The organism is Methanobrevibacter woesei, assembly GCF_003111605.1.
GTDB classification, from domain to species: Archaea; Methanobacteriota; Methanobacteria; order Methanobacteriales; family Methanobacteriaceae; genus Methanocatella; species Methanocatella woesei.
On record NZ_MZGU01000007.1, the window covers coordinates 38,748 to 56,140 of the forward strand.

The following is a 17,393-nucleotide window of genomic DNA, read 5'->3' on the forward strand; positions in this document are numbered from 1 at the left end:
GATGAAAACCTATTTAAAATGATTATAACCTTTTGAAGAAATTCCACATACTTTTCCACTATTTAAAGTAATTTCTATTTTTCCGGAATCATTAATTTCTCCAATTACAATAAAATCCAATTTATCTTTAATTAATTCTAAATTTTCTTCAGATATTGTAAATAATAACTCAAAGTCTTCACCAACATGCAAAATTAAATCCAAATAATTGAGATTTAAAGATTTAGATATCCTTTTATATTCTTCAGATATAGGAATCTTATCTTCATATATCATCATTCCATAAGAGTCCTTAGAAATCTCATAAAGTTCACTAGCTAATCCATCTGTAATATCTGTAGCTGAAGTGGCACCATTTTCTTTTAAAATAATTCCCTCATTGAGTTTAGCAACAGCTTCCAATGCTTTCTTAACATAAATAGAGTCATCATCTAAATTAAAACCCAAAGCAGCAAGGCCAATTTCACCAGTAATGCAAATCAAATCTCCTTTAGAATACCCATCTTTTCTTAAAGAAGTTTCTTTATCATTTAATCCAAGTGCAGTTCCAGAAATTATTATCTCATCTGCTTCATTTGTATCCCCACCAATTAAAGGAATATTATAAAATTTACAGGCTTTTAAAACACCCTCAATAATTTGTTTAAAATCAGAGACCAGAATGTCTTTTGGAATAGCTATTGAAAGTAAAAATCCCAATGGTTTTGCACCCATAGCTGCTAAATCACTAACATTAACAGTGACTGCTTTAAATCCCATTTGAAAATAAGACATGTTTTTAGGAAAATGTTTTGACTGAATTAACATGTCAGAGGTGGAAATTAATTCTTTATTTTGAGAAATAGGAGTGATAGCTGCATCATCAAAGACAATATCCTTACAGTTATCAACTATATATTTAACTAATTCTTTCTCACCAATATCTGAAACTTTTAAATCCATAATCTTAATTTTATATCTTCAAATAATATATATTTTAAAAAAAAAAGAAATTAGAAATTATCTTCTACTCTTTCTTTAATTATTTTGTAAAGACGAGTATCAATTCCTAATGGGTCAGTTAAGATAATTTCTCCATCAAAATCAGCTGTTTCAACTTCATGATGATGGTGATGATGATGCCCATGATTGTGGTCATGGTGATGATGCTCATGGCTGTGAATTTCTTCTTCATTAAAATCACTTTCAATTCCCAATATTTTTGGTATATCCCTTTTTGTGTGAAGTCCATGAGCTACAAAGACAGGAACTACAATAATTCTTTCTAAATCATTATTTTCAGCTAATTTAGCTATTGATTGAGGAATAGTAGGTTCTCTTAACTCCATAAATGCATAATCAATAATTGCATCAGGATAATCAACTTTGAACATGTTTACATAAGCTTCAATTACATATTTTCCTTGAGGTAATTTACTTCCATGACTTAAAAGAAGTATTCCTGTTTTAGAAGATTTAAAATCAATATCTTTCATAAATACACCTAAAGTAAATTTGATTATATTACAATATTACTTTATTTATATATTTAAAGATAGTGGGAAGCTTACTTAAAAACGATTATTAATTCTTAGTTTAAAGAAAAATAGAATAATAATTGCTAAAGTAGATTTTAATATCAGATAAACTAGTAATATTAAGTAAAATATTATGAAAAAAGGTTGAAAATATAACTTAATTAAACTAAAGTTTAAAAAAAATAAATAAATGTCTATTAAAGAAAAAAAATAAAATAAAATTAAAGAGCATCTTCAATTCTATTTTTTAGTATATCAATTAAAACATCATCAGATCCAATTGGTTCTGGATATAATATTTCCCCATCAAATTCAACTTTTTCTAAGTCATGATGATGGTGATGATGATGCCCATGTCCGTGACCATGATCATGATGATGGTCATGACTATGACTATGTGAATGCTCAGATTCTTCTTTTAAACCTAAAATAGTAGGAATATCAGAAGTAGTGTGCATTCCAGGAGCAATAAATACTGGAACAACAACTAATCTTTCAATATCGTTTTCTGATACTAATTTATTAATTGAAGTTGGAATATTAGGTTCTACAAGCTCCATAAATCCAAAATTATTTGGATAGGAACATTCTTCATCAAATAACCTATGAAGTTCAGTTATAAACTCCTTGTTATAGTTTAACCTACTTCCATGTGAAACAAGTAAAATTCCAGTTTTAGCATCCTCATTTAATTGAGATTCAGCAAGTGCCTCATCAATTCTTTTATCTATTACTTTTAAAAGTGATTTATCTGGACCTATAGCAGATAATAATTCAATATCTCCATCAAATTCAACATCTTTTACAATAGATAAATAGAAGTCATCAGGATATACGCCGTCAGGATATCTAGGATCAGTTTCTAAAGGTTCTAATCCTAACATTATAGGAATATCAATATTAGTATGAATTCCTGGTGCTAAAAATACAGGTAATGCTAAAATTCTGTTAATATTATTATTTTCTTTTAATATATCAACAGCTTCAGCAATGGAAGGACTAGAAACCTTCATATATCCAATTTCAGTAGGTAATCCAGTAGCTTCAATAAACTTTTCTTTAATTTCACCGAAAGTTTTTTCAGCGTAAGGTAAGCTACTTCCATGACTAAGTAAAATCACAGCAACATTATTTGATGACTTTGAATTTGTATCCATAGGAAATGACTCCGTCTTCACCATCTTCTCTAATTTTCCTGAATACTAACTCAACAGGATCTCCAATTTCTAAATCATCTACATCACAATCAACTAATTGTGAAGTTAATTTAGCACCTTCTTCTAATTCAATAATTGCAACTGCATATGGTGCAACTTTTTTAAAGTCATCTGAAGGAGATCTAATAACTGAAAAACTGTGTATTTTACCTTTTCCACTAAATTGGAATGGTTCAATATTTCCTTTTCTTCTACAATTTGGACAAATTACTCTTGATGGGAAGAAAACATCCCCACAAGTGGTACATTTTGAACCAATGAGATTATATCTTTGTTGTATATGACGCCATGATTTAATTGTATCTGACATATATAAATCCTCCGTTAATAAAAAATTTTTATTATGTATAATTTCTCACACTTAATATAAATATCTATTTTTTTTAGTAGTAAAAAGAAGGTTAGAGTATTAAAAAATAAAAAAAAGACTGATAAAAAATAATACTCAATCTGCTTTCCAATAAACTTTCAACACAAAATCACTAAAACACCATCTCACACTTCAAAAAGTAATTTATAATTTCCAACCTTAACATCATATGATGAAACTTCTAAAAATAGGTTCAAAAGGAAATATACTAATTGGAACAATGGCAATTCTAATTGTATCCTTTATAATATTGGCTATTTTCATTGTATCAAGTTTATATTTAGTTGATAGTGAAAATATCGAATCTATATCAAATGATAATTTCAAATATATCATTGAAGATTATGATAAAAATATCGAATCCAAATTACATGAATCTATTGAAGACACCTCTCAAAAAGTTGTAATGAGCCGTTTTCCAGTTCAAGATAGTGAAGATACTATCAAAAAAGAATTAAATAAAAAATTAGACTCCCAAAATAGAGAATTTAAGGAAAAATACGGCATTACAATTGAATCCAATGTATTATCAGTTGAAACAACAGATAGTCCATTTATAATAAAAACAAACGTGCAAATAAATGCTGAAAAAGATGGTGAAAAGTTTTCCAGTGTTTTAACTGGAAAAACTTCCATTGAAGGGTTAAAAGACCCGCTACCCTTTACAAAATGTGGTTTTTCACTACCCTTCTTCTACATAGGAGATAGAATACAATATGGAACCTCTCTTACAGAGTATTTGGCACTCCATGGAGCTGTCGATGCTGGACAAGGATATATTGGTGCATCTTCTCCACTTACAATAAAAAAATGTCCATTTGACCCATATACTCATCATGGAGATGGACTAACACTGAAAAAATGTTTAGATGATGGTTATTTCCATGAAAGTGCTGATGGTAGCTGTTACCTATGTAGATTAGAAGGAAAAGGCACTTGCCCCCATTATGGCCTTGAAGTATTTATTGTAACTCTTCCTAATCCAGAAATTCAAATGTCAACTTCAGCACCAGATCATGTAATTTTTAAAGATAGCTATCCTGGACTTGCATATGAAGTTTGGCCAACACAACGCCTATTTTTAGATAGTTCTCATCGACAAAAGTATGGATTAATATAATATGGATGAAAAAGGATTTAGTTCAGTTGAAATACTTGTAGTTTTAATATTGCTTCTTTTAGCTATAGGAGTTATATTAGAATTTACACAGGAAAGTAGTGAAAAGTTATCAACAGCTATTTCTGAAGGAAATTTAGAAAAAATAACAACAGAAGCCTGTGATAATCTTATTAATAATCCAGGAAGTCCCAAAAATTGGAACGAACTAAGACAAAAAGAAAATGTTATTGCTGGATTAGCTATTTTAAATGAAGACAATAAAACAATTCCAAATAGTGTATCCTTTGAAAAATTTTTAGCAATAGGTAAAGATTATAACAAATTAATAAATGAAAATATCTTTAAAAACCAAGTAAAAAGCTCAATGATTTTAACACCATTTAATGAAAATATTGAACAGAAGACATGGGGTTCAAGTGTAACTAGTGAAAATATTTTTTCTATAAATCGTATAGTGACTTGTGATTTTTATAAGAAATTTTCTATAAATAGCTTCCAAAACAATGGAAAATGTAATCAATACCATATTGGTGAGCATAGCTGCAATTATTTTAAAATATTCAAATCTTACCTAAAAACAACAGATTATTATCTTTTATTTGATGAAAATTCATATAATGATGTATATTACAGTTTAGATACAACTTTAATCCCATCTATTTCAAAAAAAGTTACTAATGATGTTATTAAACTAAACAATGAAATTGAAAGTAAACTTATTTTTAGTGAAGATGGAATTGTTTTTGTACACACGAACAAAGAAGATGTAAAGGCAGTAATAATTGGAGTTCCAAAAGATTTTGATAAAAAATATCTGAAATATGATTATTTTATTTCCAATCAATGTAAATTTACAATTAAAACTAGCTATTGATTACAATTTAGACTCATCAATATCTATAGGATTATCATGAGTGCCGAAAAAAGAAGGTAATTGATTCCATTCGATACACCACTCTTTCCACTCATAATATTTTTTAGGGTCTTCTTTCCATAGCTTTTTTACATGTTTTTTCTGGTCTTCATAATTCAAATCTTCCATAAAGACAACCTCATACATGTTTAATTCTTCGCCATATCCTTTAACATGCCCAATTAATAGACTCATATTCTTTTCTCCCTTTAGAAAAAATCATACTATTAAAATACAATAGCTCCTGTAACAATCAAAGAAACTCCAATTAAAATTAAACTTGAAATTGAGTCTGTAATACTGGTTGAAATTGGAATAACAATATTATCTGGATCATAACCTCTACGATAGGATAGTGTAGATACATAAAATACAATAACCATCATAATTGGAATTAAAATCAAACCAGAAGCTAAACTAATGAAGATTGTCTTATCAAAACCTAATCCCATAACTCCTAAAAGATAAGAAGACTCATCAGCCATAAATCCAATGATTGGATAGATTATAATAGCTAATATAATAATTATTAAAAAGTTGTACAAAGTATTCTTTTTAGGTCTTAAAATAGGTTCAATTAAACCTGAATGAAGACCAGAAGATAATCTTGCACCTAAAATACTTACAATACTTCCACTTTCACCAGAGAATAATGGCATCAAGGTTAATAATGTTGGATTGGATAGAAGTGTTGAAATTGAATTATTAAATATTCCTCCTGCAAATACTCCTAAAACAGAACAAATAAATAGCACAGGAGTTGACTGTTTAATAATTGATTTAGTTTCCTCAGATGAGTTAAATCCATAATAAATAGCTGCAAGAACAATTACAATTAAAAGTACAAATACAACATATTTTAAAATTAAACTATAATTAAGTAATGACAAGATTAAAATAGCTACAATAATAGCAGGAAGTGTGAATAAATCACCAAATGCAGCTATTAATGGTGTTGTAATATTATCTGGATCCCATCCATTTTGAAAACTTTTTAAAGAAATAAGCATTGTTATTGGCAACATTATTAATGATGAAACAAGGCCTGCAACTAAACTAATTAACATAAAATCAATTAGGCTCATACTTTCAAAACCAAATATAATACAAATTAATTTAGCAATTATAGCTAAAAATAAAGAAAGTACAAGTGTCAATATAAAAGATACAGTGATATTTTCCATTAATACATCAGATTTTTTAAATTCTGGTGTTAAAATACCAATATGAAGGTTTGTTGATAATCTTGAACTAAATGATCCAAAAATATTTCCCCTCATTCCAATAGCACCTGGAATAAGAACTAAAAGCCCTGGAAATGTTTCAAGAAAATAAGTCATATTTCCAAGTATTATACCTGCACATAAGTCCCCTACAGCACAGATTAATAATGCAATAAGACCTTCTTTTATACTTCTTTTATGCTCACTGTAAAATTCAGAAAAATATTTAACAAATTTTGAAGATCTATTATCAAAAAGAGAAGTAGGCTTTTCAATAAATTTAAAAATAAATACAACAGCATTAGCAAAAAACATCAATATAGATAATATGCACTGACGAATCATGTTCACTATCCTTTTGTCCTTCACGCATATCACCTATTAACATTTTATCACACGTTTAACAGTCTATTATTCATCTAAGAAGTCATCAAATTCATCTAATGTAATTTCACCATTAGCTAATTTGTAAAATACTTCAGAACCTGCTTCAGTACCTTGTACAAGCAATACATCATTTTCATAAATCATTGTATGCTTATCAGGTCCATAAATCCAAGAATCATCACGTCTAATAGCAATTACTCTCATTCCAGTACGGTTTACAAGTAATAATTCTCCTAAAGTTTTATTACATAATTCAGAACCACCATCTACTTTAACTCTAGCCATCATTTTTTCTGATTCTTCCATTACCATTTTAAATACAGGATGAGGTTTGATTCCTTTAATTACCAAATCTGCTAAATCTTTTGCTGCATTTGCCATACTTTCAGCAGCTTCAGCAATTTCTAGAAGTGCAGTTAATTTTTCTGCATCTTCATATGAACGTGCAGCAACCAGAGACTGCTTTTTAATTTCATAATTCATGCTATTAATGGTATTTTCTAATTTTAAAACCTCTTCAGCTAATTCTTTATTATTAAATAAAACAGCAGAAAAAGCCAAATCAACCATTAATTCCGACATATTTTTCATTTCAATTAAAATATTCTTAATTGACATTTACTCACCTTATAAATTATATGGGTCGTTTTTTAAAAGACATGCCCTTCTAAGTTTTAATAATTCTTTCTTTTTAGATTTTAAATCATCTACTTCATTAAAAATTCTTGAAAAAGGTTCTCTTAAACAATTAACTGTTTTTGCTTCATGTAACCAAGTACAATCCTTACAATTCCATATTCCTTTATCTTTAATCCATTTTCCACCAGTAGAACTTTCACCACAAGGATAAAAAGGACAATAACAGAAATCACAATATTGTCCTTCAAAATGACATGGATAAAAATCACATTCTTCATTTGGTCCATGTACTACTTCACCATTTAAGAATTTCTCATAATGATTCTCAGATAACTGGTGAATAGGTGCACGTATAACATATCCCCTTGGAGTAATCATCTTATTATCCAGTTCATAGGTTAAGTCATTTCCAACAATTAAAGTACAGAACATATTAACCATATCTTCCTCTAAATCCTTTGCTTTTAAAATTTTTACAGAAGATGGAGATTCAGTACTATTTACAATACCAATTAGTGTATCTTCACCATTAATATCTAAAAGAAGTTTGTAAAATCGTCTAAACGGTTCTTTACGTGTTTTACTAATTGGATTATAAATGGCTATTATAAAATTAGCTTTTAATGCATATTCAATTTTTTTCTCAATTTCAGATAAAGGAGTTAAAATATTACTTAAACTAATAGCTGCAAAATCATTTAATGGTGCTCCAAGCATATCAGCAGCAAAATTAAGGGCAGATACTCCAGGATAAACTTTTATTTCAACATCTGAATATTTGTTAACAATCTGATATAAAACATTAGCCATCCCATAAACACCAGGATCTCCAGAACTAACTAATGAAACAGTTTGGTCTTCAATGCTTTTTTCAATAGCTATTTCAACTCTAGCTATTTCATCCCCCATTCCTTTTTTAATTATTTCTTTACCCTCAATTAAATCTTCAATTTGGTCAATATACTTCTTATAACCAATAATTACATCAGATTCTTTAATAGCATTAAGAGCGGAAATAGTCATGTTATCTCTATTTTGGCCAATTCCAATTACATTAATCATTATATCACTTAGTACAATCTTAAAATAGATGTTATTTTAATAGAGTCTGGATCTACATTTAATTCTCCATTAACATATCTTGCAATACCTTGAGAAACTACTTTATAAGATGGATCTTGACTAATAACTATTTGAGAAGATGTTGAATTTGGAGAATCAAATGCATTTGATTCTATAGTAACATTAAATTCTTCTACATCAGTATCATCATAAGTTGTAATATTCATAGTTTCTAAATCAACACCATCTACATTCGACAGATTTTCTATAGATAAAGCAACTTCTTGTTCATTTGTAATATTAATAGGAGTAGGATCTTTTACTAAAACATCATTAACTGACTGTGAGTTGAATATACCAGTTATTTTTTCAACTTGCATATCAATTAATCCTTGTACATCTGGAACTTCTGAAGTAACAATTGTATAAGAGCTCATTAGCCCAACTTCAAAAAATGCTACAAATAATACAATAACTATTAATACTCTAGAAAGTTTCATGTTATCACATTTCATTCCGTTAATAAATAACAAGTTTCTATTATGTTTAATTTTAATTATTATCTATAATAAAGATAACTAATATATAGTGAAAAATAAATTAAATAAAAAAAAATTCTAGAAGCTTTATAAAATATTAAAAATAAAGAATGTATTAAAAACTTTAGAAAAAATGCGATATTCTATGACAAATAAAATTCTATTAAAATTTGCTAAAAAGGGAATTAACCTCTCACCCTCTGCTTATAAAAAAATTATGGAAGATAATAACCCTTTAAATTTAACTTCATCCATCATTGTTAAATTAAAAGGTGATGATTACAAATCAAAAGATTTAGTATCAGTTAGTGGTGAAATTATTGATAAAATTAAAGGTGAACTCGGATTATCTAAATCTAGTGAAGAAAAACATAAAGTAAGCGAAAAACCTTTAGTAGATATTAAAAAAACAAAAAAACCAATTGAACCATTAATAAACACTAAAAAATCAAAAGAAACTCCATTTATAAATAAAAAAGAGAATTCAACAAAAATAAAAGTTGAAAAAACTCCTAAAAAAATCGAACCTAAAAAACCAGCTTCAATTGAAGATTCAAAAAGAGAATCTGATAAAAAAGAAAAATATACAAATGAAATAATAGAAGAAGCTTCTGAAAAAGTATCTGATACAAAAGTCCAATTTAAAAGAAATTTAACAAAATCAAATGTTGAATATGACTTTAAAATAATACAAGATACAAGTAAAAAATCATATACCAGTGGAGAAATTGAAAATTTAATTTCATACTTCCAAAGTAGATATGAAAAATTACATAAAATATTATCTAAAAGACCAGAACTTAGAACTGCTCAGAAAGTTGCAGATATTGAAGAAGCACAAACAGAATTAAGTCTTATATTAATGATTAGAGATATAAGAACCACAAAAAATGGTCATAAATTAATAGAATTTGAAGATGATACTGGAACAATTCCTATTCTATTTTCAAATAAAAATGAAGAATTGTTTAGAGAAGCAGAAAAACTTGTTAAAGATGAAGTTATTGGCGTAATAGCTGATAAAAATGGAGATTTAGCTATTGCAAATCAAATTATCAACCCTGGAGCTCAAAGAATAGCTAAAAAAGAAATGGATTTTGGAATTGTATTTATTTCAGATGTCCATATAGGAAGTCTTACCTTCCTTGAAGACGCATTTAACAGATTTATTGATTGGATAAACTGTGAATATGGTAATGAACAGCAAAGAGAAATAGCTAGTGATATTAAATATCTCGTAATTGGTGGAGATATTGTAGATGGAATTGGTGTATATCCAAACCAAGAGAAAGAATTAGCTATTAAAAACATTACTGAACAATATAATGAAGCAGCAAGACTTTTAGGAAACATTAGAAGCGATATTAAAATAATTATTGCTCCTGGAAACCACGATGCATCTAGAGTTGCTGAACCACAGCCTGCAGTACCTGAAGAATATGCAAAAGCATTATATGAACTTGACAATGTTGAATTTATAAGTAATCCTGGTGTTGTATCTTTAGATGGAATAAATGTTTTAATTTATCACGGACGTAGTTTTGATGATCTTGTAATGGATATTAAAGACTTCAGCCATGAACGTAATGATTTATTAATGGAAGAATTACTTAAAAAAAGACATTTAGCTCCAATTTATGGAGAAAGAACACCATTAGCTTCAGAACTTGAGGATTATCTTGTTATTGATGAAATCCCTGATGTTTTCCACACAGGACATGTTCACATTAACACATATAGAAAATTTAATGGTATTCATTTAATAAATTCAGGAACCTTCCAGACTCAGACTGAATTCCAGAAAATTTATAATATTGAACCAACTCCTGCTGAAGTTCCTGTTCTTCATAAAGGAAAATATAAACACTTAAAATTCATCTAATTTTTTTCAAAATTTTTATAAATAATCAACAAAAGAAATTATAATATCTAGGTGAAATAATGGATATTGATGTTAAAGAAATTGTAAAAATTTCTCATGATTTATATAAAAGGCAATTAGTTTCTGGTAAAGCTGGAAATATAAGTGTTAGAAGTAAACTAGAAAATAAAGACATAATAGCTATTTCTCCTACTTTAAAATCATTAAAAGATTTAAAAGAAGAAGAAATTGTTTTAGTTGATTTAGAAGGAAATGTTTTAACAAAAGGAAAACCTTCTTCTGAAGTAAATCTTCATTTAGAAATTTATAAAGCTAGAAATGATGTAAATGCAATTGTCCATACACATTCTCCATATGCAACAGGTTTTGCTTTTTCATCAAAGAAAATTAAAAGATTAGAAGGATTTGGAAAAATAACTACACCATTTTTAGAAGAAATTGATTATTTACCTCCAGGTTCAATAGAATTAGCTAAAAATGCAGCTAAAGCTATTGGAAATGAAGATGTGCTTATATTAAAACATCATGGAGTTCTTTGTGTTGCTGACCAATTAAAAGAAGCTGCAAATCTCGCTGAATTTGTTGAAGATATTGCAAAAACTCAGTTTATTACACATACATTAAATTTAAGTGAAGAAATTTAAAAAAAAGAGAATTGAATTAATTAATCTTTTTTCTGATTTCTTAATTCAACACTTTCATTAATCATTTTTAAAATTAATCCTGATAAAGTTGTTTCTTCATCAATTGCTATTTTTTTCAATTCTTTCTTTAACTCTACAGGAATACTGATTGTTGTTTTACTTGTTTCAGACATGATTAATAAATATAAATTAAATTAATATAAATTTTTCTATAAAATCTATTTTACCATAACATTTATTAAATAACAAAACTAAAATATATAATTTAATGTTATTATAATTTTAATATTTATTTTTTCGGAGGGGTATTTATGAGTAATCAAACAATTGATGAGGTATCAGAAATATTAGAATATATTAAAGAAAATAACACTGTACCACGTAATATTAGAGAAGCAGCAAGTGATTCTAAAGATTTATTAAATGATGAAACACAAGATCAATCTGTAAAAATAAGTACAGTTTTAACTAAACTTGATGAAATTAGTAACGATCCTAATATTCCAGTTCATGCTAGAACTTTAATATGGGAAGTTTTAAGTAAATTAGAATCAATCTAATTTATTTCTTTTTTTGAAACAGCTATTGAAATTGTAACACCATCATAGACTGTTTTTTTATATATTAATTGTGAATCAAATCCTGCAGAGATTAAAGCTGATGGTTCACAAACACCAATTATTCCAAATTTTGATTTTACAAACTCTGATTCCTGAACAATATCTGATTTAAACAATTTTAATTTATCTAGCTCAACAAAATGAATAGGAATATTTAATTTTTCTGAAAGTTCCAATAAACCTTTTTCATCTTTTTTAATTTCAGCTGATGTTAATAAATCAATTCTACTTAAAGGAAGATTAAGATCTCTTAAAGATTGTTCAATTGCAGTTAGAATATCTTTTGATGATTTGTTTCTACGACAACCAATTCCAACAACAATTTTTCTTTTATGTAACTTTAAAATTGTATCATTGCAAACAACAATAATTTCATCTTGTTTAAGATTATTATTATTATTTTCAATTAAGAGGTTGATTTCAAGTGTATTTTTGCTTATATAATCTTCAATAAATTTATCATTTGTTTGAATAATAATTTTTTTATCCTTTAAAATTGCTTTATTAAAATTCACAATACTTTGAGGATTTTTAATATCTAGAAATAAATCATTAGCAATTGTATCAATACCTAATTTGTGATTTACATCAGTTGCAGTTGTAATAATAGCTTCACTGTTAATTAAATTAGCTATTTTCACTGTTAATTTATTAGCTCCACCCATATGTCCAGACAATACACTAATAACATATTTTCCATTTTCATCCATGTTTAAAATAGCCGGATCTGTAATTTTTGAGTTGATTAATGGAGCAATGCTTCTAATTAATATTCCAGAAGCCATAATTGCAATAATTGCATCATATTTATCAAATAATATTGGCATTGATTTTTTAACATTTTTATAATATATGTCTGTTAAAATAACTGTTGAATCTTTATCTAAAATATTTTTTAATTTTTGAGACAATGATTTTCCTTTATCTGTAACTGAAATTATAGCAATTTTCATATTAACAACTCAATTAAGATTAAAATTAAAAATGAAATAATTGTAAATAATAAAATTGTAAATTTAGACAATTTAATAGCTTTTGAAATATGTAAGACATCAATTTCAACTGTATTATCACCAAGAATATAAGTGTCTTTTTTAACTAATTGAATATTTAATGCTCCTGCAGTTGATGCCATTGTAAAACCGGAATTTGGACTTGGACAATTTCTAGCATCTCTCAACATTATTCTATAACTGTTTTTCCAATTTAATTTTAATATAAATGCTGAAACAACAACTAAAAAACCAGCAATTCTTGCAGGGATATAATTGAGGATATCATCAATTTTTGCTGGAAAATAACCTATATATTTTAATTTCTCATTTTCATAGCCAACCATTGCATCTAAAGTATTTGAAATTCTAAATAAAAATGGAATCCATAATATAATAAATATTAATAAAAATGTGTTGATATTATTAGCAAATAATAAAGCAATAGCTGAAATTATTGTAAAATAAAAAATTGGACTAATATAGCTATCTGTGATATTTTCAGTAAGTGATTCTATAGTAGCTGATACAATTAATTTTTCAGATAATTCATTTGTATTTCTACTTACAAGATATGAAACAGATTTCCTAGCTTTTTCAATTCCTTCTTTTAGATCATTAGATATATCATTTGCAGATGATAACAATATTTTTATTGAAAATGTAGATGATAAAAGCAATCCATAAACAATAAACATCAAATAGAAATTTAAATTAATAACAGAAAATAAAACAAACAAAATTACAGTTGAAAAAATTGTTGTTGATAAAAACAATAATAATCCTGAAAATTTATTTCTAATTTTTATAAATAAACCTGTGAAAAAATCTATAATTTTACCAATTATTACAACAGGATGAATTTTAGAGGGTAATTCACCTATAAGAATATCAAATACAATTGCAAAAACAAGTGCTGATATTATGAATAAAAATAAATTAAAATTGATAAAATTAAACATAGGAATTATTTATAATTAAATAAAATAAATAATTTATTATTAATTTATAGAATGTGGTTTTTATGTCAATGGAACAGAATATACAAAATTGGTTAATTGAAGAAGGTCTCCTAAAAGAAAAAGCAAATGATCCTAATGCTAATTTTCATTATGTAATTAATTATCCTGATAAAAATAACATGGACGTTGTACAACCAAAAGGAAAAAATGATTTAATTATTATTGGATGTGGAACTCAAGTTTCATCAGAACATATTCAATTAATGAATGAATCATCTAAATCTGAAAAAGAAGAATTTTTATGGGAATTAAGGTTTGGTTTAAATAATTTATTATTAGATTTCCAAATAAATGTTGATACAAATAATAATTTAAATCAATTTATAATCACAGATAATATATTTGAAGATGGATTAACAAAAAATTCACTTATTAAAACTATTAATAAAATTTTTAAAGCAAAATTATTATGTATTTGGTTAATTGAAAAATATTTTGGCAGTACTACAAAGTCTAATTTTGATATTCCTGAAATTAATGATTCCATGTTTGTATAATTTTATTATATATAAATTGAGAGAGTGAGAGGTACACTTCAACTGAAACAATTTCGAAGGACTTGAAAGACTGAAGGGGTATATTTCATCTGTAAAAATTTAACACATGAAATGGTCCTCTTAATAATCTCGCAGGATATCACTTATTTTACACTTGAAATATATCTCTTGATTTTTGTTTTTTTGAAAATTATCATTTCAGTTGAAATACATCTCTCACTCTATATGATAAATTATTATAATTTTTTTAAGTTTATTTTAATAATATTTTCATTTTATAAAATTTTTCTTTTTTTATATTTTTTCCTTAATTATATTTTTTTATTTTAATTAAAAATATTTTTACATAGTTTAATATTGTGTTAACTGTTTTCTAATTAGTATTTTTTAATTTAATCGATTTATTTCAATTTAATTTTTTATTTTTTTAATAATTTTATTATTTTTCATTGATTTTGTAATAAAAATATTTATTTAATACTTTTATAAAATATTAACACTGGAAATTATACTTTTCAATTTTTATTTCAAATGTTAATTTTTATACATTTTTACAGTTGAAATGTATGTTTTATCTCAATTTTATTAATTTATTATATTATTTGTTTGGTGTATTTACATGGGAAATATTTTTGATAATTTAGGTAAAAAAACAGTTTTTAAAGATAAAAAACCTTTGGATCATAGATTTTTACCTGAAAATTTACCTCATAGGAATGAGCAGATCATGCAAATAGCTAAATATTGGTCTGAAGCTCTTAACAATGTAACTCCTTCTGATGTAACTTTATATGGTAAAACTGGAACTGGTAAAACAGCTGCAGCTAAATTTGCAAAAGAACAGTTAAATGAAGCTGCTAAAGATAAAAATGTTTTTGTACGTGTTGAATATATTCGTTGTACTGATTATACAACTGAATATCAAGTAATTGCTCAATTATGTCAACAATTAGGAAGAAATGTTCCTCATAGAGGATGGACAAAAGGAGAAATTGTAAACACATTTAGGGATATATTTAGACAAACTTCTTTTGGTAAAAAGCTTATTTTAATTGTTATTTTAGATGAAATTGATATTTTACTTGAAAAAGATGGAGATGGAATTTTATACACTTTAACCAGAACAGACAATGTTTCAATTCTTTCTATTAGTAATTATGTTGATTTCAAAAAATTTATAAAACCTAGAGTAATGAGTAGTTTAAGAGATAAAGAAATAGTATTCCCTCCTTATGGAGCAGATCAACTAGCTGATATTCTATCTGAAAGGGCAGAATTGGCTTTTGATGAAGGTGTTTTAGAAGATGATGTAATTCCATTATGTTCTGCAATGGCTGCAAAAGAAGAAGGGGATGCACGTTATGCTTTAGACCTTTTAAGAACTGCTGGTGAAATAGCTGTTGATGAAGACTCAGATATTGTTCGTGGAGAATATGTAAGACAGGCAAAAGATGTAATTGAACATAATAAAGTTACTGATATCATTAGAACTTTACCTTCTCAACAACAAAGAGTTTTAGAAGCTATTTTAATTTTAACACAACAAAATGAAGAAATTACTTCTGGAAAATTGTATGATACCTATAAAGAAGTTTCTAAAGGAGATTCTGTAACTTATAGAAGAATCTTTGATTTTATTAATGAACTTGAAATGTTAGGTATTATTTCAACTAATACTATTTCACGTGGACGTGGAAAAGGAAGAACAAATATTATAAAATTACAATGTGATGATAAATTACTTGAAAATACTCTTTATGCAATTTAAAGAGTATTCTTTTTTTTAAAAAAAATAAAATAAAATATAATCCTTTATTTAGGATTATTTTTTATTAAAGTCTTTAAAATAGCCATTCTAACAGGAACAGCATTAAAAGCTTGTGTAAAGTACTTGTTGTATTTTGTATTGTCTATATCATTTGATATTTCATCAATTCTTGGTAAAGGGTGCATTACAATAAGATCTTTACCTTCAACTAATTTTTTATTAATAACATATGCTCCTTTTATCTTAAGATATTCATCATAATCAACGAAACGTTCCCTTTGAATTCTGGTTACATATAGAACATCAATATCATTTATAATAGGTTCCACATTTTCCAGTTGGATATATTTCATGTTCATTTCATCTAAATCATGAAGAACTTCTTGAGGCATTTTTAATTCATCTGGAGCTATAAAGTAAAGCTCAACATTATCAAATAATCCTAATGCATTAGCTAATGAATGAACAGTACGTCCATATTTCAAATCACCAATTAAAGCTATTTTAATGCCATCAATATGGCCAAACTCTTTTTTAATTGTGTATAAATCTAATAAAGTTTGAGTTGGATGCTGACTGGATCCATCACCTGCATTTATTACAGGAACATCAACTACATCTGAAATAAATTTTGAAACACCTTCAATTTCATGTCTTATTACTAAAACATCACTGTAAGCTTCAAACATTTTAGCTGTATCAGCTATACTTTCACCTTTTGAAACAGAACTTGATCCACTACTTGAAAATCCTATACATTCACCACCAAGACGTTTCATAGAGGTTTCAAAGGATAATCTTGTTCTTGTTGATGGTTCAAAAAACATACATCCTAATATTTTACCTTTTAATTCTTCACATATTTCTTTTGATTGAGCAATATTTTCAAGTTTACTAGCTTCATCTAATATATATTCAATATCATCTCTATCAAAATCCTTTATTGAAAGTATATTTTTTAATTTAAAAATTTTAATCAAC

At 26.5% G+C, this 17,393-nt stretch carries 20 protein-coding genes; 7 read left to right on the plus strand and 13 right to left on the minus strand.

Annotation, left to right across the window (positions count from 1 at the left end; translation table 11 throughout):
- Window positions 1-9 precede the first annotated feature (9 nt).
- The 4 genes from thiL to MBBWO_RS07695 all read right to left on the minus strand — a co-directional run bounded on the left by thiL (window position 10) and on the right by MBBWO_RS07695 (window position 3,044).
- The gene (thiL, locus tag MBBWO_RS07680; RefSeq protein ID WP_116670315.1) at window positions 10-942 is read right to left on the minus strand and encodes a thiamine-phosphate kinase; all 933 of its coding nucleotides are present in this window, start codon (window positions 940-942) and stop codon (window positions 10-12) included.
- A 50-nt stretch (window positions 943-992) separates the two neighbouring features.
- Window positions 993-1,475: a sirohydrochlorin nickelochelatase gene (cfbA, locus tag MBBWO_RS07685; RefSeq protein WP_116670316.1), complete on the minus strand. Its 483-nt coding sequence runs from the start codon at window positions 1,473-1,475 to the stop codon at window positions 993-995.
- A 263-nt stretch (window positions 1,476-1,738) separates the two neighbouring features.
- Window positions 1,739-2,674: a sirohydrochlorin nickelochelatase gene (cfbA, locus tag MBBWO_RS07690; protein WP_116670317.1), complete on the minus strand. Its 936-nt coding sequence runs from the start codon at window positions 2,672-2,674 to the stop codon at window positions 1,739-1,741.
- Window positions 2,646-3,044 carry a Zn-ribbon domain-containing OB-fold protein gene (locus MBBWO_RS07695; protein WP_116670318.1) on the minus strand — a complete coding sequence of 133 codons (399 nt, stop codon included), beginning with the start codon at window positions 3,042-3,044 and terminating at the stop codon, window positions 2,646-2,648. Before MBBWO_RS07695 ends, cfbA (MBBWO_RS07690) begins: the two co-directional genes overlap by 29 nt.
- Window positions 3,045-3,324: 280 nt before the next feature.
- Here MBBWO_RS07695 and MBBWO_RS07700 point away from each other — a divergent pair, with 280 nt between their 5' ends.
- Complete coding sequence (locus tag MBBWO_RS07700) at window positions 3,325-4,224, plus strand: hypothetical protein (protein WP_243408505.1); 900 nt, start codon at window positions 3,325-3,327, stop codon at window positions 4,222-4,224.
- Window position 4,225: 1 nt separating this feature from the next.
- Window positions 4,226-5,098, plus strand: a complete 873-nt coding sequence (locus MBBWO_RS07705) for a hypothetical protein (protein ID WP_116670320.1) — start codon at window positions 4,226-4,228, stop codon at window positions 5,096-5,098.
- Here the strand turns inward: MBBWO_RS07705 and MBBWO_RS07710 are convergent, their stop codons facing one another.
- From MBBWO_RS07710 to MBBWO_RS07730, 5 genes are read right to left on the minus strand one after another with little or no spacing between them, the layout of a single operon-like run.
- Window positions 5,099-5,332 (minus strand): hypothetical protein, encoded by a 234-nt coding sequence (locus MBBWO_RS07710; RefSeq protein ID WP_116670321.1) that lies wholly within the window; start codon window positions 5,330-5,332, stop codon window positions 5,099-5,101.
- 32 nt (window positions 5,333-5,364) lie between these two features.
- The gene (locus MBBWO_RS07715; protein WP_243408506.1) at window positions 5,365-6,729 is read right to left on the minus strand and encodes a magnesium transporter; all 1,365 of its coding nucleotides are present in this window, start codon (window positions 6,727-6,729) and stop codon (window positions 5,365-5,367) included.
- A gap of 42 nt (window positions 6,730-6,771) precedes the next feature.
- On the minus strand, window positions 6,772-7,365 hold the full coding sequence (locus tag MBBWO_RS07720) for a potassium channel family protein (protein ID WP_116670323.1): 594 nt from the start codon (window positions 7,363-7,365) through the stop codon (window positions 6,772-6,774).
- A gap of 9 nt (window positions 7,366-7,374) precedes the next feature.
- A complete protein-coding gene (gene cobJ, locus MBBWO_RS07725) occupies window positions 7,375-8,448 on the minus strand; it encodes a precorrin-3B C(17)-methyltransferase (RefSeq protein ID WP_116670324.1) in 1,074 nt (357 codons plus the stop codon).
- 8 nt (window positions 8,449-8,456) lie between these two features.
- Window positions 8,457-8,948: a hypothetical protein gene (locus MBBWO_RS07730; RefSeq protein WP_116670325.1), complete on the minus strand. Its 492-nt coding sequence runs from the start codon at window positions 8,946-8,948 to the stop codon at window positions 8,457-8,459.
- Between the two features lie 184 nt (window positions 8,949-9,132).
- Here MBBWO_RS07730 and MBBWO_RS07735 point away from each other — a divergent pair, with 184 nt between their 5' ends.
- Both MBBWO_RS07735 and MBBWO_RS07740 read left to right on the plus strand, forming a co-directional pair.
- Window positions 9,133-10,869: a DNA-directed DNA polymerase II small subunit gene (locus tag MBBWO_RS07735; protein WP_116670326.1), complete on the plus strand. Its 1,737-nt coding sequence runs from the start codon at window positions 9,133-9,135 to the stop codon at window positions 10,867-10,869.
- Window positions 10,870-10,928: 59 nt separating this feature from the next.
- Window positions 10,929-11,513, plus strand: coding sequence for a class II aldolase/adducin family protein (locus tag MBBWO_RS07740; RefSeq protein ID WP_116670327.1), 585 nt, complete (start codon window positions 10,929-10,931; stop codon window positions 11,511-11,513).
- Between the two features lie 20 nt (window positions 11,514-11,533).
- Here MBBWO_RS07740 and MBBWO_RS07745 read toward each other — a convergent pair whose 3' ends face one another.
- The gene (locus MBBWO_RS07745) at window positions 11,534-11,686 is read right to left on the minus strand and encodes a Met repressor (protein WP_116670328.1); all 153 of its coding nucleotides are present in this window, start codon (window positions 11,684-11,686) and stop codon (window positions 11,534-11,536) included.
- 138 nt (window positions 11,687-11,824) lie between these two features.
- On the opposite strand from MBBWO_RS07745, the gene MBBWO_RS07750 reads away from it, so the two are divergent.
- Complete coding sequence (locus MBBWO_RS07750) at window positions 11,825-12,073, plus strand: UPF0147 family protein (protein ID WP_116670329.1); 249 nt, start codon at window positions 11,825-11,827, stop codon at window positions 12,071-12,073.
- On the opposite strand, the gene MBBWO_RS07755 is transcribed toward MBBWO_RS07750, so the two are convergent.
- Together MBBWO_RS07755 and MBBWO_RS07760 are read right to left on the minus strand one after the other, a co-directional pair.
- Window positions 12,070-13,086, minus strand: a complete 1,017-nt coding sequence (locus MBBWO_RS07755) for a cobalt-precorrin 5A hydrolase (protein WP_116670330.1) — start codon at window positions 13,084-13,086, stop codon at window positions 12,070-12,072. The two genes, MBBWO_RS07750 and MBBWO_RS07755, sit on opposite strands and share 4 nt — an antisense overlap.
- Complete coding sequence (locus MBBWO_RS07760) at window positions 13,083-14,087, minus strand: cobalamin biosynthesis protein (protein WP_116670331.1); 1,005 nt, start codon at window positions 14,085-14,087, stop codon at window positions 13,083-13,085. Before MBBWO_RS07760 ends, MBBWO_RS07755 begins: the two co-directional genes overlap by 4 nt.
- A 62-nt stretch (window positions 14,088-14,149) precedes the next feature.
- Between MBBWO_RS07760 and MBBWO_RS07765 the strand changes: the two genes are divergently transcribed.
- On the plus strand, window positions 14,150-14,644 hold the full coding sequence (locus MBBWO_RS07765) for a DUF2299 domain-containing protein (protein ID WP_116670332.1): 495 nt from the start codon (window positions 14,150-14,152) through the stop codon (window positions 14,642-14,644).
- Window positions 14,645-15,263: 619 nt separating this feature from the next.
- On the plus strand, window positions 15,264-16,412 hold the full coding sequence (locus MBBWO_RS07770; RefSeq protein ID WP_116670333.1) for a Cdc6/Cdc18 family protein: 1,149 nt from the start codon (window positions 15,264-15,266) through the stop codon (window positions 16,410-16,412).
- A gap of 44 nt (window positions 16,413-16,456) precedes the next feature.
- Here the strand turns inward: MBBWO_RS07770 and pyrB are convergent, their stop codons facing one another.
- On the minus strand, window positions 16,457-17,392 hold the full coding sequence (gene pyrB / locus MBBWO_RS07775; protein WP_116670334.1) for an aspartate carbamoyltransferase: 936 nt from the start codon (window positions 17,390-17,392) through the stop codon (window positions 16,457-16,459).
- Window position 17,393 lies beyond the last annotated feature (1 nt).